Annotated in this window: 23 protein-coding genes; 15 read left to right on the forward strand and 8 right to left on the reverse strand. The window is 71.5% G+C overall.

Annotated elements, in window-relative coordinates; genetic code table 11:
- Positions 1 to 212: 212 nt before the first annotated feature.
- Both HNR57_RS27135 and HNR57_RS27140 read right to left on the reverse strand, forming a co-directional pair.
- Positions 213 to 1,133 (reverse strand): SCO1860 family LAETG-anchored protein, encoded by a 921-nt coding sequence (locus tag HNR57_RS27135; RefSeq protein ID WP_184563849.1) that lies wholly within the window; start codon positions 1,131 to 1,133, stop codon positions 213 to 215.
- 155 nt (positions 1,134 to 1,288) lie between these two features.
- Positions 1,289 to 2,380 (reverse strand): amidohydrolase family protein, encoded by a 1,092-nt coding sequence (locus HNR57_RS27140; protein ID WP_184563851.1) that lies wholly within the window; start codon positions 2,378 to 2,380, stop codon positions 1,289 to 1,291.
- Positions 2,381 to 2,490: 110 nt separating this feature from the next.
- On the opposite strand from HNR57_RS27140, the gene HNR57_RS27145 reads away from it, so the two are divergent.
- The 6 genes from HNR57_RS27145 to thpD all read left to right on the forward strand — a co-directional run bounded on the left by HNR57_RS27145 (position 2,491) and on the right by thpD (position 7,742).
- A complete protein-coding gene (locus tag HNR57_RS27145) occupies positions 2,491 to 3,612 on the forward strand; it encodes a pyridoxal-phosphate-dependent aminotransferase family protein (RefSeq protein ID WP_313674885.1) in 1,122 nt (373 codons plus the stop codon).
- 57 nt (positions 3,613 to 3,669) lie between these two features.
- Entirely contained in the window at positions 3,670 to 4,206 is a 537-nt protein-coding gene (locus tag HNR57_RS27150) for a DinB family protein (RefSeq protein WP_184563853.1), read from the forward strand.
- A 340-nt stretch (positions 4,207 to 4,546) separates the two neighbouring features.
- Entirely contained in the window at positions 4,547 to 5,053 is a 507-nt protein-coding gene (ectA, locus tag HNR57_RS27155) for a diaminobutyrate acetyltransferase (RefSeq protein WP_184563854.1), read from the forward strand.
- A 58-nt stretch (positions 5,054 to 5,111) separates the two neighbouring features.
- Positions 5,112 to 6,383: a diaminobutyrate--2-oxoglutarate transaminase gene (gene ectB / locus HNR57_RS27160; protein ID WP_184563856.1), complete on the forward strand. Its 1,272-nt coding sequence runs from the start codon at positions 5,112 to 5,114 to the stop codon at positions 6,381 to 6,383.
- Between the two features lie 44 nt (positions 6,384 to 6,427).
- Positions 6,428 to 6,826, forward strand: a complete 399-nt coding sequence (locus tag HNR57_RS27165) for an ectoine synthase (RefSeq protein ID WP_033310882.1) — start codon at positions 6,428 to 6,430, stop codon at positions 6,824 to 6,826.
- A 7-nt stretch (positions 6,827 to 6,833) separates the two neighbouring features.
- Positions 6,834 to 7,742 (forward strand): ectoine hydroxylase, encoded by a 909-nt coding sequence (thpD, locus tag HNR57_RS27170; protein WP_184563858.1) that lies wholly within the window; start codon positions 6,834 to 6,836, stop codon positions 7,740 to 7,742.
- Positions 7,743 to 7,907: 165 nt separating this feature from the next.
- On the opposite strand, the gene HNR57_RS27175 is transcribed toward thpD, so the two are convergent.
- The 5 genes from HNR57_RS27175 to HNR57_RS27195 form a co-directional block, all read right to left on the reverse strand.
- The gene (locus HNR57_RS27175; protein ID WP_184563860.1) at positions 7,908 to 8,960 is read right to left on the reverse strand and encodes an aminotransferase class V-fold PLP-dependent enzyme; all 1,053 of its coding nucleotides are present in this window, start codon (positions 8,958 to 8,960) and stop codon (positions 7,908 to 7,910) included.
- Positions 8,961 to 9,056: 96 nt separating this feature from the next.
- Complete coding sequence (locus HNR57_RS27180; RefSeq protein WP_184563862.1) at positions 9,057 to 9,773, reverse strand: DsbA family oxidoreductase; 717 nt, start codon at positions 9,771 to 9,773, stop codon at positions 9,057 to 9,059.
- Positions 9,774 to 9,848: 75 nt separating this feature from the next.
- Positions 9,849 to 10,343, reverse strand: a complete 495-nt coding sequence (locus HNR57_RS27185; protein ID WP_184563864.1) for a GNAT family N-acetyltransferase — start codon at positions 10,341 to 10,343, stop codon at positions 9,849 to 9,851.
- A gap of 45 nt (positions 10,344 to 10,388) precedes the next feature.
- Positions 10,389 to 10,997, reverse strand: coding sequence for a DUF1349 domain-containing protein (locus HNR57_RS27190; protein WP_184563866.1), 609 nt, complete (start codon positions 10,995 to 10,997; stop codon positions 10,389 to 10,391).
- A gap of 98 nt (positions 10,998 to 11,095) precedes the next feature.
- Positions 11,096 to 12,625, reverse strand: a complete 1,530-nt coding sequence (locus tag HNR57_RS27195; protein ID WP_184563868.1) for an aldehyde dehydrogenase (NADP(+)) — start codon at positions 12,623 to 12,625, stop codon at positions 11,096 to 11,098.
- A gap of 132 nt (positions 12,626 to 12,757) precedes the next feature.
- On the opposite strand from HNR57_RS27195, the gene HNR57_RS27200 reads away from it, so the two are divergent.
- The 6 genes from HNR57_RS27200 (at position 12,758) to HNR57_RS27225 (ending at position 18,582) form a co-directional block, all read left to right on the forward strand.
- Positions 12,758 to 13,531: an IclR family transcriptional regulator gene (locus HNR57_RS27200; protein ID WP_031109054.1), complete on the forward strand. Its 774-nt coding sequence runs from the start codon at positions 12,758 to 12,760 to the stop codon at positions 13,529 to 13,531.
- 3 nt (positions 13,532 to 13,534) lie between these two features.
- Positions 13,535 to 14,008, forward strand: a complete 474-nt coding sequence (locus HNR57_RS27205) for a GNAT family N-acetyltransferase (RefSeq protein ID WP_184563870.1) — start codon at positions 13,535 to 13,537, stop codon at positions 14,006 to 14,008.
- Between the two features lie 88 nt (positions 14,009 to 14,096).
- On the forward strand, positions 14,097 to 15,098 hold the full coding sequence (locus tag HNR57_RS27210; RefSeq protein ID WP_184563872.1) for a hypothetical protein: 1,002 nt from the start codon (positions 14,097 to 14,099) through the stop codon (positions 15,096 to 15,098).
- Entirely contained in the window at positions 15,095 to 16,348 is a 1,254-nt protein-coding gene (locus tag HNR57_RS27215; RefSeq protein WP_184563874.1) for a sensor histidine kinase, read from the forward strand. Before HNR57_RS27210 ends, HNR57_RS27215 begins: the two co-directional genes overlap by 4 nt.
- A 37-nt stretch (positions 16,349 to 16,385) precedes the next feature.
- Positions 16,386 to 17,048 carry a response regulator transcription factor gene (locus tag HNR57_RS27220; RefSeq protein ID WP_184563876.1) on the forward strand — a complete coding sequence of 221 codons (663 nt, stop codon included), beginning with the start codon at positions 16,386 to 16,388 and terminating at the stop codon, positions 17,046 to 17,048.
- 76 nt (positions 17,049 to 17,124) lie between these two features.
- Positions 17,125 to 18,582: a peptidoglycan D,D-transpeptidase FtsI family protein gene (locus HNR57_RS27225; protein WP_184563878.1), complete on the forward strand. Its 1,458-nt coding sequence runs from the start codon at positions 17,125 to 17,127 to the stop codon at positions 18,580 to 18,582.
- 93 nt (positions 18,583 to 18,675) lie between these two features.
- On the opposite strand, the gene HNR57_RS27230 is transcribed toward HNR57_RS27225, so the two are convergent.
- Positions 18,676 to 20,133: an NCS2 family permease gene (locus HNR57_RS27230; RefSeq protein WP_184563880.1), complete on the reverse strand. Its 1,458-nt coding sequence runs from the start codon at positions 20,131 to 20,133 to the stop codon at positions 18,676 to 18,678.
- A 273-nt stretch (positions 20,134 to 20,406) separates the two neighbouring features.
- Between HNR57_RS27230 and HNR57_RS27235 the strand changes: the two genes are divergently transcribed.
- The 3 genes from HNR57_RS27235 (at position 20,407) to HNR57_RS27245 (ending at position 22,773) form a co-directional block, all read left to right on the forward strand.
- Positions 20,407 to 21,006: a SigE family RNA polymerase sigma factor gene (locus HNR57_RS27235; RefSeq protein ID WP_184563882.1), complete on the forward strand. Its 600-nt coding sequence runs from the start codon at positions 20,407 to 20,409 to the stop codon at positions 21,004 to 21,006.
- On the forward strand, positions 21,003 to 21,857 hold the full coding sequence (locus tag HNR57_RS27240) for a hypothetical protein (protein WP_184563884.1): 855 nt from the start codon (positions 21,003 to 21,005) through the stop codon (positions 21,855 to 21,857). Before HNR57_RS27235 ends, HNR57_RS27240 begins: the two co-directional genes overlap by 4 nt.
- Positions 21,858 to 21,939: 82 nt before the next feature.
- Positions 21,940 to 22,773, forward strand: a complete 834-nt coding sequence (locus HNR57_RS27245) for a pectate lyase (protein ID WP_184563885.1) — start codon at positions 21,940 to 21,942, stop codon at positions 22,771 to 22,773.
- Positions 22,774 to 22,781: the final 8 nt, after the last annotated feature.

Below are 22,781 nucleotides of genomic sequence, written 5' to 3' on the forward strand. Positions count from 1 at the left end.
GAGGTGCCCGGCCGTCACCGTCTGGGCCGGACGCAGTCCCGGGGGCGGCGGGCGAGCAGGGCACGGTGACGGCGGCCCACAGGCCGGCACCTGAAGGCGCAGAAGCCGGCCCGGGAGATGTGAACCGGGCTCTCGGATGCCGACCGCCGCACGGGCCGGCCGGCGGGGCGGGGTGGCCGTGCCCCGCCCCGCCGGCCCCGGATCGCCGGTGGTCAGCCCCGGCGGCGTACCCGGGACAGCACTCCCCCGCCCACAGCGAGCAGGACGATCGCGACGCCCACGAGGTACGGCGTGGCGGAGCTGCCGCCCGTCTCGGCCAGGTTCGTCTCGGCGGGTGCTCCCTGCGGCTCGACGGCGGCGGGCGGGGCGGACGGCTCGGCCGGCTCGGCCGGGGCCCGTTCGGCGACCTCGGGCCGGGGTGTCCTGCAGGTCGCCTCGGCCAGGGTGACGGTGCCGTCGACCTCCGCGACGTTCTGCTTCAACGGGTCGACGGAGACCTTGAGTTCGAGGGCGGTGGCGGCGGCGTTGCGGGCCGTGGTCCGGGTGTTGTCGAGGTCCAGGCGCACCTCGCCGACGCCCGGCACCCTGACTTCCGCCGGGCCTTGGCCGGTCAGGGCCACGCGCTTGCCGAGCACGGTCACGAAGCCGGGCAGGTCGGTCGTGGCGACCGGGTTCTCGCCGACCTCGCAGGTGGCCTTGGCGGTGACCTGCTCGACCTCGATCAGCGACAGCAGCGGCAGGCCGGGGACGTGGAGGCGGGCGTGGGCCAGGGTCGTGATCCCCTCGGCCTTCAGGGGGGTCGTGGTGGCCCTCGCATCGGCCACCTCCGCGCGCAGCACGCTGAAGGGCCGGCCCCCGTTCACCGCGTCGAGAGTGGCCGTCAGCGTGGTCTTCTCGGCGCTCTGCGGGGCCTGGACGTCGTTGAGGGAGACGGTGAGGGGGACGTTCACCGGCTTGTTCAGCGGGGAGACGTCCAGGTCGGTGCGCAGGACGGCGGCGCTCGCGCGGCCGTGGTCGTCGGCGGCGTGGGCCGTGCTCACACCGGTCAGTGCCAGGGGTCCGGCGGCGAGGGCCGTGGCCGTTGCGACGGTCACGAGACGAAGTGCGGGCTTGCGGACGGAAAGGCTGTTCACGTTCAGGACTCCCAGGAAAACCGGCTCGGGTCCCGGTGAGAATCGCCGCGCCGAGCGTGCGGCTTGAGCGATCTGACGCCGCTTCACTCCAACGTGGCGAGATCAGCGGCGTTTTCGAATCTCCCCGGCGCAGGCGTTCCCCATCACCGTCATGACTATCCGACGACGCGCCCGTTCAGCACCACCCGGCGCGGCGCCGCCAGCACCCGTACGTCGGCCCGCGGGTCCTCGTCGTAGACGACGAGGTCGGCCGGGGCGCCCTCGTCCAGGCCGGGGCGGCCGAGCCAGGAGCGGGCCGTCCAGGTGCCCGCGGCGAGCGCCTCGACGGGCGGGATGCCGGCGGTGACGAGTTCGCCGACCTCGGCCGCGGCCAGGCCGTGCGCGAGGCCGCCGCCCGCGTCGGTGCCGACGAAGACCGGGATCCCGGCGTCGTAGGCGCCCCGGACCGTGTCGTAGCGGCGTTCGTGGAGCCTGCGCATATGGGCCGACCAGCGGGGGAACCTGCTCTCGCCGCCGTCCGCGAGCTGCGGGAAGGTGGCGATGTTGACCAGGGTCGGGACGATGGCGACGCCGCGTTCGGCGAACAGCGGGATGAGGTCCTCGGTCAGGCCCGTCGCGTGTTCGATGCAGTCGATGCCCGCCTCGACGAGGTCCTGGAGAGAGTCCTCGGAGAAGCAGTGCGCGGTCACCCGCGCGCCCAGGCGGTGGGCCTCGGCGATCGCCGCCTCGACGGCCTCGCGGGGCCAGCAGGCCGACAGGTCGCCGAGGTCGCGGTCGATCCAGTCGCCGACCAGCTTGACCCAGCCGTCGCCGCGCCGGGCCTCCTGGGCGACGTAGGCGACCAGGTCCTCCGGCTCGATCTCCCAGGCGTAGTTGCGGATGTAGCGGCGGGTGCGGGCGATGTGCCGCCCGGCACGGATGATCTTCGGCAGGTCCTCGCGGTCGTCGATCCAGCGGGTGTCGGAGGGCGAGCCGGCGTCGCGGATGAGGAGGGTGCCCGCGTCCCGGTCGGTCAGGGCCTGCTTCTCCGCGACGTCCTCGGGGACCGGTCCGTGCCGGTCGAGTCCGACGTGGCAGTGCGCGTCGACGAGGCCGGGCAGGGCCCAGCCGACGACCGTGCGGACGTCGCGGGCGCCGGCGGGGCGGTCGTAGGAGATGCGGCCGTCGACCGTCCACAGCTCGTCCCGGACGTCCTCGGGCCCGACGAGCACCCGCCCCTTCACGTGCAGCACCGTGCGATCGCTCATGTACCGCACCTTAGTGATCCGGCCGCCCGGCATCGAAGGGGGATGGTGTCCCCGGGACGAGCCGTGCGGGGGCGCGAGAGCCGCCGGTTACCCTCGATGCGATCGAACCTGTGAGTGAAGAGAGCACTGCCGTGACGCATCCGTTTCTGGACCTGCCCCCGCTCGGCGCGGACCGCTTCGCCGCGATCGAGGACCGTGTGGCGCGGCTGCTGAGCACCGAGCAGGACGTCGTGATCATGCAGGGCGAGGCCCTGCTGCCGCTGGAGGGCGCGATCCGTGCCGCGGCCGGTCCGGGCACGACGGCGCTGAACGTCATCACGGGGCCGTACGGGCAGACCTTCGGCGACTGGCTGCGGGACTGCGGCGCCACGGTGATCGACCTGGCGGTGCCCTTCCACACGGCGGTCACGGCCGAGGAGATCCGGCAGGCCTTCGCCGAGCACCCGGAGATCGACTTCGTGTCGCTGGTGCACGCGGAGGCGGCGACCGGCAACACCAACCCGGTCGCGGAGATCGGCGAGGTCGTGCGGGCGCACGGGGCGCTGTTCTACCTGGACGCCGTGGCGTCGATCGGGGCCGAGCCGGTGCTGCCGGACGCGTGGGGCGTGGACCTGTGCGTGATCGGCGCGCAGAAGGCGATGGGCGGTCCGGCCGGGGTGTCGGCGGTGTCGGTGAGCGAGCGGGCCTGGGCGCGGATGGCGGCCAACCCGCAGGCGCCGCGCCGGTCGTACCTGTCGCTCCTCGACTGGAAGGAGCGGTGGATCGACGGCGGCCGCAAGGCGCTGCTGCACGCGCCCGCGCAGCTGGAGATGCTGGCGCTGGAGGCGTGTGTGGAGCGGGTCGAGGCGGCGGGGCTGAAGGCCGTGATCGCCCGGCACGCGTCCGCCGCGGTGGCGACCCGGGCGGGCGCGGTCGCGCTCGGTGGCGGTCTGGAGCCGTACGTGTACCAGGCCCGGGACGCGGCGCCCGTCGCCACGACGCTGCGGGTGCCGTCCGGGCTGGTGGCGTCGGAGCTGGTCCGGCGGGCGCTGGCGGCGGACCCGGCGGTGCCGCTGGCCGCGGGCGGGGGTGCGCTGGCCAAGGAGATGATCCGGGTCAACCACTACGGCGCGGAGGCGACGCCCGGTGCCGTGCGCGCGAGTCTGGCGGCGCTGGGCGCGGCGCTGTCCGAGCAGGGGCTGACGGTGGACGTGGAGGGGGCGCTGCGGGCCGCCGAGGGGGCGTGGAGGTAGTCGTCGGCCGAGCTGCGCCGGGGCACCGTTGTCAGTGCCCCGTGCCATGCTCCCCGTATGACCACAGACACATCCGCTGAGACTCCGACCCTCCCCGACGGCCGCCCCGTCCCGCACCTGACCGGTGACGAGCGCGCCATGCTGGAGAGCTGGCTGGACTTCCACCGGGCCACGCTGGAGCTGAAGTGCGCCGGTCTGGACGACGCGCAGGTGCGGATCGCGGCGGCCGAACCGTCGTCGCTGACCCTGCTCGGGCTGGTGCAGCACCTCGCCGAGGTCGAGCGGAACTGGTTCCAGCGGGTGGCCGGCGGGGTGGCCGTGGCGCCCGTGTTCGAGGACGCGACCGGCTACGCGCTCGATCCGGCGCGCGGGCTCGACGAGGCGCTCGGGATCTGGCGGCGGGAGATCGCGCGGGGGCGGGAGCTGTGCGCCGGGCTGCCGCTTGACCACATCGGGCGGGTCGCCGAAGGGCCGGTGCCCGGGATGGAGGTCAGTCTGCGCTGGGTGCTCATCCACATGATCGAGGAGTACGCGCGGCACAACGGTCACGCCGATCTCCTGCGGGAACGCATCGACGGAGTGACCGGGGCCTGAATTCCACGTGCTTTCCGTGCTATCTCACATGTAAGCTGGCACACAATTAATGAATTCTTTCAAGAACGGCTTCCCGTATTCTTCTGCCCGCTTTTCCCGGTCCTAAACGCGCAGATTTTGAGGACACTCGGAGGGGAAATTCTGGCAGTCCCCGCGAGGCCTACACGGCTGTGACGCGTTACACACCGTGACCATTTTGCCCGGGAATTACCGGACAATATCGGGCATCTTGCCGCCTTGGCGCGTGAACCCTCGCGCTCGCGCGATAACACAGACGGGGTCCATATGTAACCCCTATCGGCGATGCAATTTTGAATTTCGCTGGGTAAGTTCAATTCGCATGACTGCCGTACAAGCAGATCCGCAAATCGACCGCCCCACGGTGGCTGACGGAGCCGCACTCTGGCGGATGGCGAAGGACTCGAAGGTTCTCGACCTGAACTCGTCCTACAGCTATCTGCTGTGGTGCCGGGACTTCGCCGCCACCTCGGCCGTCGCCCGTGACGAGCAGGGCGAGCCGATGGGTTTCATCACCGGGTACGTGCGGCCGGACAGCCCGCGCACCCTGCTGGTCTGGCAGGTGGCGGTGGACGAGGCCCACCGCGGGCGCGGACTGGCCGCCGCGCTGCTCGACGGCCTCGTCGCCCGGACCGCCGCCGAGCTCGGGGTGACCACGGTGGAGACCACCATCACCCCGGGCAACACCGCCTCGGAGCGCCTGTTCACGTCGTTCGCCGAGCGTCACGGCGCCCGGCTGGAGCGCGAGGTGCTGTTCGACACGGGCTTGTTCCCCGACGGGCCGCACGACGCAGAGGTGCTGTACCGCATCGGCCCGCTGCCCCACTGAGACTTCCCGCCCCACCCCACTCCCGCAGACTTCCCCACGCACCGAGGAGCGATTCTTCGTGACCATCACCCAGCCCGACCTGAGTGTCTTCGAGACCGTCGAGTCCGAGGTACGCAGCTACTGCCGCGGCTGGCCCACCGTCTTCGACCGTGCGGTGGGCAGCCGCATGTACGACGAGGACGGCCATGAGTACCTCGACTTCTTCGCCGGAGCCGGGTCACTGAACTACGGGCACAACAACCCGGTCCTGAAACGCGCGCTGATCGACTACCTGGAGCGCGACGGCGTCACGCACGGGCTCGACATGTCGACCACCGCCAAGCGCACGTTCCTGGAGGCCTTCCAGAACCTGCTGCTGCGCCCGCGTGACCTGCCGTACAAGGTCATGTTCCCCGGCCCCACCGGCACCAACGCCGTGGAGGCCGCGCTGAAGCTGGCGCGGAAGGTGAAGGGGCGCGAGTCGATCGTGTCCTTCACCAACGCCTTCCACGGCATGTCGCTAGGCTCGCTGGCCGTCACCGGCAACGCCTTCAAGCGAGCCGGCGCCGGTATCCCGCTGGTCCACGGCACCCCGATGCCGTTCGACAACTACTTCGACGGCACGGTCGAGGACTTCCTGTGGTTCGAGCGGCTCCTGGAGGACCAGGGCTCGGGCCTCAACAAGCCCGCCGCCGTGATCGTCGAGACCGTGCAGGGCGAGGGCGGCATCAACGTGGCCCGGCCCGAGTGGCTGCGCGCCCTGTCCGAGCTGTGCGAGCGGCAGGACATGCTGCTGATCGTCGACGACATCCAGATGGGCTGCGGCCGTACCGGCGCGTTCTTCTCCTTCGAGGAGGCGGGCATCACGCCGGACATCGTCACCGTCTCGAAGTCGATCAGCGGTTACGGCATGCCCATGTCGCTGTGCCTGTTCAAGCCCGAGCTCGACGTGTGGGAGCCCGGCGAGCACAACGGCACCTTCCGCGGCAACAACCCCGCGTTCGTCACGGCCACCGCGACCCTGGAGACGTACTGGGCCGACGGCTCCGCGATGGAGAAGCAGACCCGCAAGCGCGGCGAGCAGGTCGAGCAGGCGCTGATCTCCATCACCGAGGAGAACCTGGCCGACGTGAAGGAGTACCGGGGCCGCGGCCTGGTGTGGGGCATCGAGTTCCACGACAAGGCCCGCGCCGGCAAGGTCGCCAAGCGCGCCTTCGAGCTCGGACTGCTCATCGAGACGTCCGGCCCGGAGAGCGAGGTCGTGAAGCTGCTCCCGGCGCTCACCATCACGCCCGAGGAGCTGGACGAGGGCCTGAGCACGCTGGCCCGTGCCGTCCGCGAGACCGCCTGACACAGCACCGAGAGCACCACCCATCTAGGAGGCATCGCAGCACCGTGATTGTCCGTTCGTTCAAGGAGATCGAAGGTACCGACCGGCACGTGAAGGCGGCGTCCGGTACGTGGGAGAGCAAACGCATCGTCCTCGCCAAGGAGAAGGTCGGCTTCTCCCTGCACGAGACGATCCTGTACGCGGGTACGGAGACGTCGATGTGGTACGCGAACCACATCGAGGCCGTCGTCTGCGTGGAGGGCGAGGCCGAGCTGACCGACCACGAGACCGGGCAGAAGCACACCATCACGCCCGGCACCATGTACCTCCTGGACGGGCACGAGAGGCACACGCTGCGGGTCAAGCAGGACTTCCGCTGCCTCTGCGTGTTCAACCCGCCCGTGACCGGACGGGAGGACCACGACGAGAACGGCGTCTACCCGCTGCTCACCGAGGAGGTGTGACGTTTCCATGACCGCCACTACCGACACCACCACCGGTATCCCGGACCTCTATCCCAGTCGCGGTGCCACCGAGGCACTGACCCCGCGCCAGGACCCGGTCGTCTGGGGCGCACCCGACGCCCCGGGCCCGGTCACCCCGGCCGACCTGCTGTCCTTCGAGCGCGACGGCTTCCTGGCCATCGACGAGCTCATCGGCGAGGACGAGGTCGCCGTCTACCGGAACGAGCTCAACCGGCTGGTGAACGACCCGGACATGCGTGCCGACGAGCGGTCGATCGTCGAGCCGAAGTCCAAGGAGATCCGCACGGTCTTCGAGGTGCACAAGATCAGCGAGGTGTTCGCCCGGCTGGTCCGCGACGAGCGGGTCGTCGGACGGGCGCGGCAGATCCTCGGCTCGGACGTGTACGTCCACCAGTCGCGGATCAACGTCAAGCCGGGGTTCGGCGCCAGTGGCTTCTACTGGCACTCGGACTTCGAGACGTGGCACGCCGAGGACGGTCTGCCGCGGATGCGCACGGTGTCGGTCTCGATCGCGCTGACCGAGAACTACGACACCAACGGCGGTCTCATGATCATGCCGGGGTCGCACAAGACGTTCCTCGGGTGCGCGGGGGAAACCCCGAAGGACAACTACAAGAAGTCGCTGCAGATGCAGGACGCGGGGACGCCGTCCGACGAGGCGCTGACCCAGCTGGCCGCGCAGCACGGCATCAAGCTGTTCACGGGCAAGGCCGGTTCGGCGACGTGGTTCGACTGCAACGCCATGCACGGTTCCGGCGACAACATCACGCCGTTCCCGCGCAGCAACGTGTTCATCGTGTTCAACAGTGTGGAGAACACGGCGGTGGAACCGTTCGCGGCGCCGGTGCGGCGGCCGGAGTTCATCGGGGCGCGGGACTTCACGCCGGTGCGGTGACCGCCCCTCGGCCGGGAGGCCGGGGGTTGTCCCCCGGACGGCACAGCATCGGAGCGCGGGACTTCACGCCGGTGAAGTGACCGCCGGTCGGCGGTGAGACGGCCGTGTGACAGAGCTGCCGGGTGGGGCCTCCTCGTGTGGGACGGGAGGCCCCACCCGGTTTTGTCATGCCGCCAGGACCTCCAGCAGCCGGTCCACGTCCGCGGGCGTGTTGTAGAGGTGGAACGCGGCCCGCAGGTTCCCGGCCCGGTTCGAGACCTCGATGCCCGCCCGGCTCAGTTCGCCCTGCCGGTGGCCGAGTCCCGGCACCGACACGATCGCCGAGCCCGGTGCGGGCACGGGCTCCTGGCCCATCCCGGCGAGCCCGGCGCGGAAGCGGTCCGCGAGGCCGACGTCATGGGCGTGCACGGTGCCGACGCCGATCTCCTCCAGCAGCTCCAGTGAGGCGCGCAGCCCCGCGTAGGTGAAGAGGGCGGGGCTGACGTCGAACCGCCGGGCGGAGTGGGCGAGTTCCTCGACGGGGCCGTAGCAGCTGTCCCAGGGGACCTCACCGGCGACCCAGCCGGCGAGCAGCGGCGTGAGCCCGCCGAAGTCCTGCGGGGCGACGAAGAACGAGGCCCCGTGCGGGCCCATGAGCCACTTGAATCCGACGGCGGCGAGGAAGTCGTCGGCGTCGGCCTCCATCGGCAGCCAGCCGGCCGACTGCGAGGCGTCGACGTAGGTGCGGGCGCCGTGCGCCCGGGCCGCGGCGCGCACGGCAGGCAGGTCGGCGAGGCGCCCGTCGGCGGACTGGGCGGCGCTGACCGCGACGAGCGCGGTCCCGGGGCGGACGGACTCGGCGAGCCGCTCCAGGGGCACGGCCCGCACCTTGAGGTCGCCGCGCACATGGAACGGGTTCACCAGCGAGGCGAAGTCGCCCTCCGCCGTGAGGACTTCGGCACCGGCGGGCAGTGAAGCGGCGATCAGCGCGCCGTACTCGGCGACCGAGGCCCCGGTCGCGACGCGCTCGGCCGGGACGCCGGCCAGCCGGGCGAAGGACGCGCGGGCGGCCTCCACGTCCTCGTAGAGGGGACCCAGGGGCGTGCCCTCGGCGCGCATCCGCACCGCCTGCTGCACGGCGCTGACGGTACGGGCGGGCAGCAGCCCGTTGCTCGCGGTGTTGAGGTAGGTGTGCTTCGGGGTGAACTCGGCACGGACGAGGTTCTCGAAGGTCTCCATGGGACCACTCTGCGTCCCCCGGATCTCCCCGTCCATTGCCGATTTCTGCGAGATGCCCCTAAGGAGCGCTTATGGATGTGCTCCGACCTGGGCGTTTCAGTGCTGGGGCACGGCGCAGCCGTCCGGGCCGCAGGCGTCCGCGCCCTCGCCGCCGTCCACGGACTTCAGGGGCGGGCGCTCGCCGTACGCCTGGGTCAGGGCCTGGGCGAAGACCTCGGTGGGCTGGGCGCCGGAGACCCCGTACGTGCGGTCGAGCACGAAGAACGGCACACCGCTCGCGCCGAGCTGCGCGGCCTCGCGCGCGTCGGCACGTACGTCGTCGGCGTACGCGTCCGCGTCGGCCAGCACCGTACGGACGGCCTCCGCCTCCAGTCCGGCGGCAACGGCGAGCTCCACCAGCCGCTCGTCGTCGTCGAAGACGGAGCGCTCCTCGGCGAAGTTGGCCCGGTACAGCAGGTCGAGCAACTGCTCCTGGTGGCCCTGCTCCTTGGCGAAGTGCAGCAGGCGGTGCATGTCGAAGGTGCTGCCGTGGTCGCGGCCCCGGGTGCGGTAGTCGAGGCCCTCCGCGGCGGCCTGGGCGCCCAGGTTGTCCTCCCCGGCCTCGGCCTGCGCGGCGCTCATCCCGTACTTCTTGGTGAGCATCGTGATGACGGGCTGGACGTCGCCCTTGGCGCGGCCCGGGTCCAGCTCGAAGGAGCGGTGCACCACCTCGACCTCGTCGCGGTACGGGAAGTCCCGCAGCGCCTTCTCGAAGCGGGCCTTGCCCACGTAGCACCAGGGGCAGGCGATGTCGCTCCAGATCTCGACGCGCATGTCTCGGCTCTCTCCAGGTCGTACGGGTTACGGAGACTCCCTCCGCCGAGTGCATGAACGTTCAAGCAGCGCGCTTCATTCCCCGGGCAGGTCGAACCGCATGCGCAGATGGTGGTCTCCCGGCCCGGCCGGTTCCGGGACCCAGCCCTGCCGCCGGTAGAACCCCTGCGCCCGCAGGTTGTCCACGTGCACGTCGAGCACGGCCGCACGCCGGCCGTCGGCCTGCCACTCCTCCACACAGGCCGCGTGCAGCGCGCTGCCGGTCCCACGGCGCCAATGATCGGGGTCGACGTGGAACTGGAACAGCTTCACCGTGTCCGCCGGGCCGTCCTCGGGGACGCGGAACGAGGCCAGGCCGATGATGCGGCCCGCCTCCACGACGCACAGCACCCGGCCGTCCGGGCGGGTGAGGGCGCTGTGCCAGGAGGCGGACCAGTCGGTGCCGTCCTGCGGCACCCCGTCGGGGTAGTACGTGGCCCGGGCCCGCGCGTGCAGCGCGACGACGTCCGCCACCTCCGCGGGCAGCACGGTGCGGATCACACGGTCGGGGATCACTCGGTCGTTGATCATGCAACGGAGGACGAGACCGGCCGGGATGCGGTTCCCGGCCGGGCCTCAGCTGCCGTCGCGCAGATCGTCCGGCCAGGCCGGCCGGAACTCGATGTGGTCGTACGTCACCACGCAGCCCTCCCCCATCGGGGACTGGGTCATGAAACCGACCAGGGCCGCGTCCGTCTCCTTCTCCTCGCCGAGGGTGAAGAGGCGGACGAAGGTCCAGCGTTCGCCGTCGCGGGAGGCGTGGAAGGCGAAGGCGCGGCCGGTGCGGCTGACCCGCAGCCAGACGGAACTGCCGTCCACCGTGAAGGAGTTGGCGTCGTCGGAGTGCCCCCGGGTCACCACCGTGCAGACGGTGGGGACGTCCGGGGAGTACTCCAGGCAGAGCTTGGCCCAGGCCCGCTCCCCCACGTGCACGTAGAGCACCCCGGCGTCGAAGGCCGCGCCGAACCCGACGGTGACCTTGGCGATCAGCTGGAAGTCCCCTTCGGGCGCCCCGAGCAGCCGGGGCGCGTCGGAAGCCGGGTCCAGCCCCTCACCGGTGGGCGGCACGAACCGGTCCTGCCGCGATCCGGCCCACCCGGTGAGCACCCCGTTCTCATAGGACCAATGACCGTCGGGCCCGTACGTGCGCAGGCCGAAAGGAAGTTCGGGAAGTTCCAGATCCATTCAACCGAGTCTTTCAGCTCCGGCCTCCAGGGGCGCGGGGAACTGCGCGATCAACCACAAACGACCCGCAGCCCGCAGCTCACCGCACCCCCACGGCGCTATCGCTCCAGACGCCCGTTGAACCTGCGCGGCAGCCCCAGCGGATTCTCGTCCCGCAACTCCGCGGGAAGCAGCGCAGACGGCGCGTTCTGATAGGCAACCGGCCGCATCCACCGCTCGATCGCCGTACCGCCCACCGACGTGGACGTCGACGTCGTGGCCGGGTAAGGCCCACCGTGGTGCTGGGCCGGCGCGACGGCGACCCCCGTCGGCCAGCCGTTCACCAGCACGCGCCCGGCCAGCGGCGTCAGCTCCGCGAGGATCTCCGCGCCGCGCCCCTCGCCCGCCGCCTCCTCCTCGGACAGCTGCACCGTCGCCGTGAGGTTGCCGGGCAGCCGCGACAGCACCGACTTCACCTCGGCCTCGTCCTCGTAGCGGGCCACCACGGTGACCGGCCCGAAGCACTCCTCCAGGAGCAGGTCGTGCTCGCCCTCCACGGCCAGCCTGCTCGCCGGCACCGTGAGGAAGCCCGCGCTGACGGTGTGCTCGCCGCCCGCGCCCGGGGTGACCGGGGAGTCGACGTCGGGCAGCGCGGCCCGCTCGGCGACGCCGGCCACGAAGTTGTCGCGCATGCGGTGGTCGAGCAGGACCCCGGCGTCGGTGTCGCTGACGGCGTCGGTGAGGGACTTGAGCAGCGCGTCGCCCGCGGCGCCGGCCGGCGCGAGGACGAGGCCCGGCTTCACGCAGAACTGGCCGACGCCCAGGGTCATCGAACCGGCGAGACCGGCGCCGATCGTCTCGGCCCGCTCGGCGGCGGCGGCCTCGGTGACGACGACCGGGTTCAGGGAGCCCAGCTCGCCGTGGAAGGGGATCGGGACCGGGCGGGCGGCCGCCGCGTCGAAGAGCGCCCGGCCGCCGCGCACGGAGCCGGTGAAGCCGGCCGCCGCGACCAGCGGGTGCTTGATCAGCTCGACGCCCGCCTCGAAGCCGTGGACCAGGCCCACGACGCCCTCGGGGATGTCGTGCCGGGCGGCGGCGCGGCGCAGCACCTTGGCGACGTACTCGGACAGGGCCGGGTGGTCCGGGTGGGACTTGACGACGACCGGGCAGCCTGCGGCGAGGGCGCTCGCGGTGTCGCCGCCCGCGACGGAGAAGGCGAAGGGGAAGTTCGACGCCGAGTAGACGGCGACGACGCCCAGCGCCACCTTGTAGCGGCGCAGGTCCGGGATCGGCGGGGTCGCGGTGTCGTCGGGGTGGTTGATGACGACGTCGAGGAAGGCGCCCTCGTCGACGATGTCCGCGAACGCGCGCAGCTGGTAGCAGGTGCGGGCGAGCTCACCGGTCAGCCGGACCGGGCCGAGCGCGGTCTCGGCGTCGGCGGTCTCGACGAGACCGTCCTTGGCCGCCTCCAGCTCCTCGGCGGCGCTGCGCAGGAAGGCCGCGCGGACCGTGCGGTCCGCGAGGGCGCCGCGCGCCTCGTGTGCGGCACGGACGGCAGCGTCCACCTCCTGGGCTGTGGCCTCCACCGCAACCTGTTCACGCTGCTTCCCGGTTCGGGGGTCGACACTCCAGACTGGTGCTGCTGCCACCGCGGGTCCCTCCACACATGTATTGCCGCAGTACTGGGTCATCCACCAGGGACGTTCGATATACTGAACGCTGTCTCTGATGATGAATATGCTGTGGAGACTATTTCCCGTCCAACGAAGGGGTCAAGGGCGATGTCGGCTGGCGAGACGGGCGGCGGGGCGCAGGTCAAGTCCGCGGTGCGAACGGTTGAACTGCTCGAATACTTCGCCGGACGCCCCGGCATGCACTCCCTCGCGGCGGTCCAGGAGGCCGTCGGATATCCCAAGTCCAGCCTCTACATGCTGCTGCGCACCCTGGTCGAGCTGGGCTGGGTGGAGACGGACGCGACGGGCACGCGGTACGGCATCGGGGTGCGGGCCCTGCTGGTGGGCACCTCCTACATCGACGGTGACGAGGTCGTCGCGGCGGCCCGCCCGACGCTGGACCGGCTCTCGGACGACACCACCGAGACGATCCACCTCGCCCGCCTCGACGGCACGAACGTCGTCTACCTGGCCACCCGCCAGTCGCAGCACTACCTGCGCCCCTTCACCCGGGTCGGCCGCCGGCTGCCCGCGCACTCCACCTCCCTCGGCAAGGCGCTGCTGAGCACCTACTCGGACGAGCAGGTGCGCAAGATGCTGCCGGAGACGCTGCCCGCGCTGACCGAACACACCATCACCGACCGGGAGAAGCTCATCGAGGAGCTGCGCCAGGTGCGGGAGCAGGGCTTCGCCGTGGACCGCGAGGAGAACACGCTGGGGCTGCGCTGCTTCGGCGTGGCGATCCCGTACCGCACCCCGGCGCGGGACGCGATCAGCTGCTCGGTGCCGGTGGCACGGCTGACCCCGGCGCACGAGCAACTGGTGAAGGACGCCCTCTTCGACGCCCGGGACCGGCTGACACTGGCCACCCGTAGGCTCTGAGGCATGAATGTCGAGCTGCGCCAGGTCCACGACAGCGATCTGCCGGTCTTCTTCCGGCAGATGAACGACCCCGAGTCCCTGAGTATGGCGGCCTTCACCCCGGAGGACCCGTCCGACCGGGCGGCCTTCGACACCCGATGGTCCCGGCAGCGCTCCTCCCCCGATGTCGTCGCGCGGACGATCCTGGCCGACGGTGACGTGGTCGGCAGCGCGGCGGTGTACGGGGTCCCGGGCGAGCGCGAGGTGACCTACTGGGTCGACCGCGCCTACTGGGGCAAGGGCATCGCGACGCAGGCCCTGCGGGCGCTGCTCGCCGAGGTGCCCGAGCGCCCGCTGTACGCGCGGGCGGCGTCGGACAACGCGGGGTCGCTGCGCGTGCTGGAGAAGTGCGGGTTCCGTGTGGTGGCGGCGGCCCGGGGGTACGCCACGGCCCGGGGCGCCGAGATCGACGAGACGGTGCTCCTCCTGGAGGGCTGAGCGGGCCCCTGCCTCTCCCCCGCCCGGCGGAGGCGGATCGTCGCCGGGCAGGAGGTGCCCGCGGCCCCTTCCGCGGGAGCCTGACCGCATGACCCAGTCGATCGCTCCCCTCGCCGCCCCACACCCGGCCGGTCCCGGCCGCACCCGGCGCGTCCTGCGTGCCGTCGCCGTCGTCTCCTGTGTGCCGTACCTCGCCCTCAAAGCGGCCTGGATCGCCGGGAGTCACATCGGGATACCCGCGGGCAGCACGCTGCTGGACGACCGTCCGGCCATGGCCGTGATCAACGGTCTCTCGGTCCTGGTGGACAGCGGGGTGATCGTGCTGGCGCTGGTCCTGACCCGGCCGTGGGGGCTGCGGGTGCCCGCGTGGCTGCTCGCGTTCCCCGTGTGGGTCGCGACCGGGCTGCTCACGCCGATCATGGCCGGATTCCCGGCACAGCTGGTGGTGAAGGCGTTCGGCGGGGGTGCCCCGTCCGCCGGCCGAGAGGCGTTCCTGGACGAGTGGGTGTTCGCCGTCGTGTACACGGGTTTCATCGCGCAGGGGATCGCCCTCGGCGGCCTCTTCGCGCTCTACGCACGGGACCGCTGGGGGCACTTGTGGCGCGGGCGGGTGCGGGAGCTGCCCGCCGGTGCCGTCGGCCCGGCCCACCGGGCCCTCGCCGTGGCCGCCGCCGTGCTCGCCCTGCCGCCGCTCACGCTCCACGCCCTGTGGGCCTGCGGGGTCTCCGCCGGCCTGCGTGACGGGCGGGCGGCGGAGCGGGGCGGGGAGTTCTACGTCCTGGAGGCCCTGTACGTCGTGTTCCTCCTCGCGGCGGTCGCGGGTGCCGTGCTGCTGGCCTTCCGGCGCGGCCGGGCCCTGCCCGTGTCGGTGCCGCTCGCTCTGGCCTGGGTCGGCTCGGGTGCCGTGGCCTGCTGGGGCGGGTGGCTGTCGCTGGCCTCTCTCGGCGGCGTGGCGGACCTCGCCGACCGCCCCACGCCGCTGATGCATCTCGCCTACGCTGGCCAGATGCTCGTGGGCCTCCTCGTCGCCGCCATCGGCGCCCACCACGTCGCGGAGCGCTCGGCCGGGGCCGCGCGACGGGCGGCGTGAGCGCACTGGCCCGGCTGCTGTTCGGCCGGCGGGCGCGCCTGCGGTGGATCCATCTGATCCTGGGCGGTGCGCTGGCCATGCCGTACGTCCTGGTCGGCTCGGTGGTCATCGGCCCGGCCACCGGATCCACGGACGTCTTCGGGTCCTTTCCCCTCCAGCTCGCCTCGTTCGGCGTGGGCCTGCCGCTCGCGGCCGTCACCTCGCTGTTCCCGCTGACCCGGCCGCTGGAGTCGGCCGCCGTGCGCTGGCTGTGCGGTGTGGACGCGGACCGGCTCGCCCTCACCCCGGCGCGGACGCGGGGCGAGAAGGGCCGTACGGCCGCCTGGTTCACGCTGCATCTCGGGTTCGGCGGGATCATCGCGGGGATGTCGCTGGCGCTGCCGCCGTTCGCCGCCGTGCTGATCGTGCTGCCGGTCCTCGCGGGGCTGCGCGGCGGCCGGCTCGGTCTGCCCGAGGTCATCGACCACACCTGGGTCCTGGCGCTCGCCCCGGTCGCGGGCGTGGCGTCGCTCGTCGCCCTGGCCGGCTGCGCGGCCGGCTGCGGTGCGCTGCTGGCCCGCTGGGCGCCCCCGCTGCTCGGTCCCACGCCCCGCGAGCGGCTCGCCGCCGCCGAGGCGCGCGCCGCCGACCTGGCCGTACGCAACCGGCTGGCGCGGGAGTTGCACGACTCCGTCGGCCACGCCCTGAGCGCGGTCACCCTGCAGGCGAGCGCGGCCCGCCGGGTCCTCGACAGCGACCCGGAGTTCGTGCGCGAGGCGCTCGCCGCGATCGAGGACACCACCCGGCGCACGGTCGGTGAACTCGACGCCGTGCTGGGTGTGCTGCGCGAGGGCGACGCCCCCGGCACGGCCCCGGCTCCGACCCTCGCCGCCGACCTCGACGGCCTGCTGCGGCGCACCCGGGCGGGCGGACAGCGGGTGAGCGCCACCGTGGACGCCGACGCGGAGGCACTGTCCCCGCTGCTGTCCCGCGAGGCCTACCGCATCGTGCAGGAAGGGCTGAGCAACGCCCTCAAGCACGCCGGGGAGCGGGCCGCCGTGGAGCTGCGGATCGCGGTGACGGGCGGGGAGTTGGAGATCACCGTGGAGAATCCGGTGAACGGCCCGGCGCCCTCCCGCGCCGGCGGCGGCCACGGCCTGCGCGGCATCGCGGACCGGGCCAGGCTGCTGGGCGGGACCGCGACGGCCGGACCGACCGCGCGGCGGACCTGGCGGCTGCACGCCCGCCTGCCGATGACAGGACCGGTATGACAGGCCCGTACGACAGGACCCGTATGAGAGGACCCGTATGACCCGCCCGGCCCCGATCCGTGTCGTCCTGGCCGACGACGAGCGCATGGTGCGCACCGCGCTGCGCGCCATCCTGTCCGCCGAGCCGGACCTGGAGGTGGTGGGTGAGGCGGCCACGGGTGCCGAGGCGGTGTCGGTGGTACGGGAGGTGCGGCCCGACGTCGTGCTCATGGACGTCCGGATGCCGGAGACCGACGGGATCCGTGCCACCGAGCAGATCCTCGCCACGCTGGACGAGCCGCCGCGGATCGTCGTCGTGACGACGTTCGAGAACGACTCCTACGTGTACGACGCGCTGCGGGCCGGAGCGGCCGGGTTCCTGCTGAAGCGGGCGGACGCCGACGCGCTGGTGCAGGCGGTCCGGCTGGTGGCGCGCAGCGACAGCCTGCTGTTCCCGGCGGCGGTCCGCACGCTCGCGACCGAGCACGCCCGCGCGCATCCGGCGCCGCCCGCGTGGGTGGCGAAGCTCACGGGCCGTGAGGGGGAGGTGCTGCGGCACATGGCGCGGGGGCTGACCAACGCGGAGATCGCCCGCCGGATGGAGGTCGGCGCGGCCACGGTGAAGTCGCACGTCGCGGCGGTGCTGGCCAAGACCGGCACCCGGGACCGCACACAGGCGGTGATCGCGGCGTACGAGGCGGGCTTTCTGAACGGCGGATGAGAAAACCGGCCCTCCGGATGAGAAACCGGGACGGACGGGAACGATCCGCCCGGCGTGGCTCGTCCTCCTGTTCGGAATGAACAAGACGATCAGGCGCGCTTCGGTCTTCGCGCTGCTCCTGGTGTTCGCCCTGCTGGTCAGGGCGACCTGGGTGCAGTTCTACGAGGGCCAGGCGCTGGCAGACGACAAGGACAACCGGCGGAACGCGATCGAGACGTACTCGGCGCCGCTCGGGAACATCATCGTGGGCGGCCGGTCGGTCACCGGCTCGGCACCCACGAAGACGGGCGACCTGAAGTACAAGCGGACGTACACGGACGGCCCGCTGTACGCGGCGGTGACGGGTTACGCGTCGCAGGCGTACGCCCCGACTCAGCTGGAGGGCATCTACACCGATCTGCTCAACGGCACGGACAGCCGGCTCACGTCCGTGATGGACACGCTCACCAACCAGCGGGCGGAGCCGGGCAACGTGGTCACGACCATCGACCCGGACGTGCAGAAGGCGGCCTACGACGCGCTCGGTGACAAGAAGGGCGGCGCCGTCGCCGTCGACCCGAAGACCGGGAAGATCCTCGCGGTCGTGTCGACGCCGTCGTACAACCCGTCGTCGCTGACGGACGCCAACACGGCGGGGGCGGCCTGGAAGAGGCTCACCTCGGACCCGGAGAAGCCGCTGGTCAACCGTGCGCTGCGGCAGCCGCTGCCGCCCGGTTCGACGTTCAAGCTGGTCGTGGCGGCGGCCGCGCTGGAGGACGGGCTGTACTCGTCGGTGGACGAGCGGACGGACAGCCCGGACCCGTACACGCTGCCCGGCACCAGCCGGGACCTGACGAACGAGAACCCGAACGCGCCCTGCACGAACGCGACCATCCGTACGGCGCTGGAGTACTCGTGCAACAACGTCTTCGCCAAGATGGCCGTGAAGCTGGGCCAGGACAAGGTGAAGGCGATGGCCGAGAAGTTCGGCTTCAACGACGACGAGCTGGATGTGCCGGTCCGGGCCTACACGAGCGTGTACCCGTCGGACATGGACCCGTCGCAGACGGCCCTGACGGGCATCGGCCAGTTCGACGTCACGGCCACCCCGCTGCAGATGGCCATGGTGTCGGCGGCCATTGCCAACGGCGGCAAGCTGGTGTCGCCGCACATGGTCTCGCAAGTCACCGACAGTGGTGGTGATGTGCTGCAGGACTACGACGACGACGCCGGCACGAAGGAGATCGTCAGTTCCTCGACCGCGGAGCAGCTCCAGTCGGCGATGGAGACGGTCGTGAGCAAGGGCACGGGCACGAACGCCCAGGTGCCGGGCGCGACCGTGGGCGGCAAGACGGGCACGGCCCAGCACGGCGAGAACAACAGCCAGGTGCCGTACGCCTGGTTCACCTCGTACGGCAAGTCCGACTCGTCGGGCAAGGAGGTCGCCGTGGCGGTCATGGTCGAGCAGTCGGACGCGGCCCGCTCGGAGGTCAGCGGCAACGGCCTGGCGGCGCCGGTCGCCAAGGCGATGATGCAAGCGGCGCTCAGGGACTGAACCTCGGCCGCCGGGAAGCCGTCTTCACGGACGAGACGGGCCGCCCCCTTCCCCCCGGGGGCGGCCCGTCCTCGTGTCACCGGCCGCCCGGCGTCACTTCGCTCCCAGCAGCTGCTCGATCGGGTCGATCGCGAAGTACACGAGGAACAGCGCCGAGGTCCCCCAGAGCAGCCAGTGCACCTCCTTGGCCTTGCCGAGGACGGTCTTGATGACGACGTAGGCGAGGAAGCCGGCGCCGATGCCGTTGGTGATGGAGTAGGTGAACGGCATCACGGCGATGGTGAGGAACGCGGGGATGGCGATGTCGTAACGGTCCCAGTCGATGTGCTTGACCTGGGTCATCATCAGGAAGCCGACGGCGACCAGGGCGGGGGCGGCCGCCTGGAGCGGGACGATGGTGAGCAGCGGGGTCAGGAAGAGCGCGAGGCCGAACAGGCCGCCGGTGACCAGGTTGGAGAAGCCGGTGCGCGAGCCCTCGCCGACACCGGCGGCGGACTCGATGTAGGAGGTCGCCGAGGAGGCGGAGGCCGCACCGCCGGCGACCGCGGCGGCACCGTCGATGAGCAGCACCCGGCCGAGGTTCGGGACCTTGCCCTCCTCGTCGAGCAGCCCCGCCTCGGCGCTGATGCCCACGACGGTGCCCATGGTGTCGAAGAAGTCGGACAGGATCAGGGTGAAGATCAGCAGGACGACCGTGATGACGCCGACGCCGGGGGCGCTGAAGGCGCCGAACAGGTCGAAGTCGCCGATGAGTCCGAAGTCGGGGGTGTCGACGAGCCGGTCCGGCCAGGACGGTGTGGTCAGGCCCCAGGACTTGATGTCGGCGATGGAGTTGATCACGATCGCCAGCGCGGTCATGGTGACGATGCTGATCAGGATGGCGCCCTTGACCTTGCGGGCGAGGAGTCCGATCGTCAGCAGCACGCCGAGGCAGAAGACGAGCATCGGCCAGCCGGCGAGGGTGCCGGTGCCGCCCAGCTGAACGGGCACGGTGGTGTTCGCGGCGTCCGGAATGCGGCTGACGAAGCCGGCGTCGACGAAGCCGATGAAGGCGATGAACAGGCCGATGCCGACGCTGATCGCCTGCTTGAGCGGCTGGGGTATCGCGTGCATGACGGCCTCGCGCAGCCCGGTCACCACCAGCACGCAGATCAGCAGGCCTTCGAGGACGACCAGGCCCATCGCGTCGTCCCAGCTCATCAGCGGGGCGATCTGGAAGGCGACCACGGCGTTCAGGCCGAGTCCGGCGGCCAGCGCGAGGGGCAGGTTGCCGCCCACGCCCATGATGATCGTCATGACGGCGGCCACCAGGGCGGTGGCGGTGGTGAGCTGGACGGCGTCCAGCTGGTGCCCGAACTTGTCCTTCGCGCTGCCCAGGATGATGGGATTCAGGACAAGGATGTAGGCCATCGTGAAGAACGTGGCGAAGCCGCCGCGGATCTCCCGGCCGAAGGTGGAGCCACGCTCGGAGATCTTGAAGAACCGGTCGACGCTGTTCGCCGCTGGTGGCGCGACGTCGGGCCGGTCGGCCACCTTCTGCGATTCGGACATGGCGCGTGCTCCTTGATGCCTGGGTGATCGGTGTGCGGGTGCTGGCTGGATTTTCGTCGCGTTGAACCACGTTCAGGTTTTCTTCGTGTTACGAAATCGAAGTCCGGCCTGTCATACGCCGTTCGAAGCTCCGTACGAACCATCCGACGATCGCTGCTACGCTTCCCGATCTCGTCCGGGCCTCCCCCGGATGATCACATGTCATCTACATGACAGCCACACAGGGGCGCCCCGGCCGGGAGCGCCCGTAGCCGCTGCGAGGAGAGGTCGCCCGTGGGCACAGTCGTCGACGACGCCGCCTCCGTGGAGTTCCACGCCTTCTTCGAGCGCCACTACGCCGAACTGTCGCGCCTGGCCTACCTGCTGACGGGTGAGTCGGACACCGCCGACGACCTGGCGGCGGACGCGTTGCTGGCGCTGTGGCACCGCTGGGACCGGGTGCGCGCGGCCGACCATCCGGCCGCGTACGCGCGCGGCGTGGTCGCCAACCTGGCCCGCACCCGCATCCGCAGCGCGGTGCGCGAGCGGCGGCGCATCGCCCTGTTCTGGTCGCAGCGCGAGGAGAACACCGAGAACCCGGACATCGCGGGCGTGGTCGACGTGCAGGAGGCGTTGCGCCGGCTGCCGTTCCGCAAGCGGGCCTGTGTGGTGCTGCGGCACGCGTTCGACCTGTCGGAGAAGGACACCGCGCTGGCGCTCGGTGTGTCGGTGGGTACGGTGAAGAGCCAGACCTCGAAGGGAATGGCCGAACTCCAGCGGTTGCTGGGGACGCGGGGTGTGCCGCAGCGGATGCACGCGGCGCTGGGTGCTCCGCGCTGCTCGCCCGCCGTGGAGGGCGTGCGCACCGGTGAGGGCGGAGGGAGGGACCGATGAGCATGCGGCGGGACGTGCATGAGGAGGTGCGCGCCCGGCTTCACGAGGCGGCCGGAGCGCACGAGCCCGACCGGGAGCGCATGCTGGCCCGGGTCGAGCGCGGCATGGCCGGTCCGGCCGGTTCCGGCCACCGGGCGACGCGTCCGCCGGTGTTCGGCTGGATGCGGGTGGCCGGTGCGACGGCCGCGGTCGCCGGCGTCCTGGCGGTGGGCGGATACGCGGTGGCGTCGGCGGTGAAGGACGAAACCGCCCCGCGGCAACAGGAAGTGGCCACGTCGGCGACTCCCACGCCGTCCCCCGAGGCGACGAGCCGGGCGCCCGCACCTCCGGCTCCGGTGGAGCCGTCGCCGAGCCGGTCGCCCGAGCGCCGCGAGTCGAGCCCGCCGCCGTCGGGAACGCCGAGCGCCCCAGCCGCCGAGCGGCCGTCCGCCGCCGCCGCCACCGAGGACGGCCCGCTGTGGTCGGACGGTTCGGTCGACCCGCACAGCAACGAATTCTGGGCGCAGAGCAACATCACCCTCAAGACCCGCGAGCAACTGACCGCGCTGACCGTGCGGTTGAGGGTGGCCCAGACCGGCGGGGTCTCCGACGCGGGCGCCTGGCGCTCCCTGCCCGAGACGGACTTCACCCTCGCGGTGGCCGAGCGGGACGGCTTTCTCGAATACACCTGGACCCTCAAGGAGGGCCGTACGGTCCCGGTGGGCGAGTGGGTGTTCGCCGGCCAGTTCGACCATGCCCGCGGCGGCCGCGACGCGAGCGGGGACCGCTACTCGGTGACGGCCGCCGCCTCGCGGCAGCTGTCGGTGGGCGGTTCCTTCGCCGCTGCGGACGACGGCGACGGCGGCCCGTGAGAAATTCCTGGAGACACGGCAACCCTTTCTTCACCGGTGACGACCACCAGGCGCAAGAGTCACCCATCTGAGGAATCGGTACATGACTGCACCAGCAGAACAGCGCGTCCGCCACCGCCGCAGCGTCACCAAGCGGCGGACGGTGATCGCCGCGGTGTCCGCGTTCGGCATCACGGGAGCGGCGATCGTCACCACGTCGATGCTGTCGACGGCGGGCGCCGCGTCCTCCTGGCCCACGGACAAGGGCAAGACGCCCGTGTCGAAGACCATCCCGGTCTCCGGTGAGCGCGACGGCGGGATGAAGATGTTCTACGGCACCGGCCCGCTCGGCCAGGACAACCAGGACGAGGGCCAGGACCCGATCTTCGAACTGGCCGACGGCGCGGTCCTGAAGAACGTCATCATCGGCACCCCCGCGGCGGACGGCGTGCACTGCAAGGGCACGTGCACGTTGCAGAACGTGTGGTGGCTGGACGTCGGCGAGGACGCGGCCAGCTTCAAGGGCAAGTCGTCGTCCGCGGTGTACAAGGTGATCGGCGGCGGCGCGAAGAACGCCGACGACAAGGTGCTGCAGTTCAACGGCGCGGGCACCCTGAACGTGTCGGGCTTCCAGGTTCAGAACGCCGGCAAGCTGGTCCGCTCCTGCGGCAACTGCAAGACCCAGTACAAGCGCACGATCGTGCTCAGCGACATCGACGTGACCGCGCCGATGAACTCGATCGTCGGGTTGAACGCCAACTACGGCGACACGGCGACGCTGTCGAGGATCCGCATCCACGGCGACAGCAAGAAGAAGATCAAAACGTGCGTGCGCTTCGAGGGCAACAACACGGGCAAGGAGCCCAAGGAGCTGACGCCGCCCGGTCCGGACGGCAAGAGCTGCAAGTTCAAGGCCTCTGACATCAGCTACCAGTAGGCGCTGCC

This window comes from Streptomyces paradoxus (assembly GCF_014202475.1).
GTDB classification, from domain to species: Bacteria; Actinomycetota; Actinomycetes; order Streptomycetales; family Streptomycetaceae; genus Streptomyces; species Streptomyces paradoxus.

What these genes read in the sequence shown, in the direction of transcription:
- HNR57_RS27140 (WP_184563851.1), bottom strand. Translation starts at nt 2,380, where the DNA reads ATGAGCGATCGCACGGTGCTGCACGTGAAGGGGCGGGTGCTCGTCGGG.
- HNR57_RS27150 (WP_184563853.1), top strand. Translation starts at nt 3,670, where the DNA reads ATGACCACAGACACATCCGCTGAGACTCCGACCCTCCCCGACGGCCGC.
- ectA (WP_184563854.1), top strand. Translation starts at nt 4,547, where the DNA reads ATGACTGCCGTACAAGCAGATCCGCAAATCGACCGCCCCACGGTGGCT.
- thpD (WP_184563858.1), top strand. Translation starts at nt 6,834, where the DNA reads ATGACCGCCACTACCGACACCACCACCGGTATCCCGGACCTCTATCCC.
- HNR57_RS27175 (WP_184563860.1), bottom strand. Translation starts at nt 8,960, where the DNA reads ATGGAGACCTTCGAGAACCTCGTCCGTGCCGAGTTCACCCCGAAGCAC.
- HNR57_RS27180 (WP_184563862.1), bottom strand. Translation starts at nt 9,773, where the DNA reads ATGCGCGTCGAGATCTGGAGCGACATCGCCTGCCCCTGGTGCTACGTG.
- HNR57_RS27185 (WP_184563864.1), bottom strand. Translation starts at nt 10,343, where the DNA reads ATGATCAACGACCGAGTGATCCCCGACCGTGTGATCCGCACCGTGCTG.
- HNR57_RS27190 (WP_184563866.1), bottom strand. Translation starts at nt 10,997, where the DNA reads ATGGATCTGGAACTTCCCGAACTTCCTTTCGGCCTGCGCACGTACGGG.
- HNR57_RS27200 (WP_031109054.1), top strand. Translation starts at nt 12,758, where the DNA reads ATGTCGGCTGGCGAGACGGGCGGCGGGGCGCAGGTCAAGTCCGCGGTG.
- HNR57_RS27205 (WP_184563870.1), top strand. Translation starts at nt 13,535, where the DNA reads ATGAATGTCGAGCTGCGCCAGGTCCACGACAGCGATCTGCCGGTCTTC.
- HNR57_RS27210 (WP_184563872.1), top strand. Translation starts at nt 14,097, where the DNA reads ATGACCCAGTCGATCGCTCCCCTCGCCGCCCCACACCCGGCCGGTCCC.
- HNR57_RS27220 (WP_184563876.1), top strand. Translation starts at nt 16,386, where the DNA reads ATGACCCGCCCGGCCCCGATCCGTGTCGTCCTGGCCGACGACGAGCGC.
- HNR57_RS27225 (WP_184563878.1), top strand. Translation starts at nt 17,125, where the DNA reads ATGAACAAGACGATCAGGCGCGCTTCGGTCTTCGCGCTGCTCCTGGTG.
- HNR57_RS27230 (WP_184563880.1), bottom strand. Translation starts at nt 20,133, where the DNA reads ATGTCCGAATCGCAGAAGGTGGCCGACCGGCCCGACGTCGCGCCACCA.
- HNR57_RS27240 (WP_184563884.1), top strand. Translation starts at nt 21,003, where the DNA reads ATGAGCATGCGGCGGGACGTGCATGAGGAGGTGCGCGCCCGGCTTCAC.
- HNR57_RS27245 (WP_184563885.1), top strand. Translation starts at nt 21,940, where the DNA reads ATGACTGCACCAGCAGAACAGCGCGTCCGCCACCGCCGCAGCGTCACC.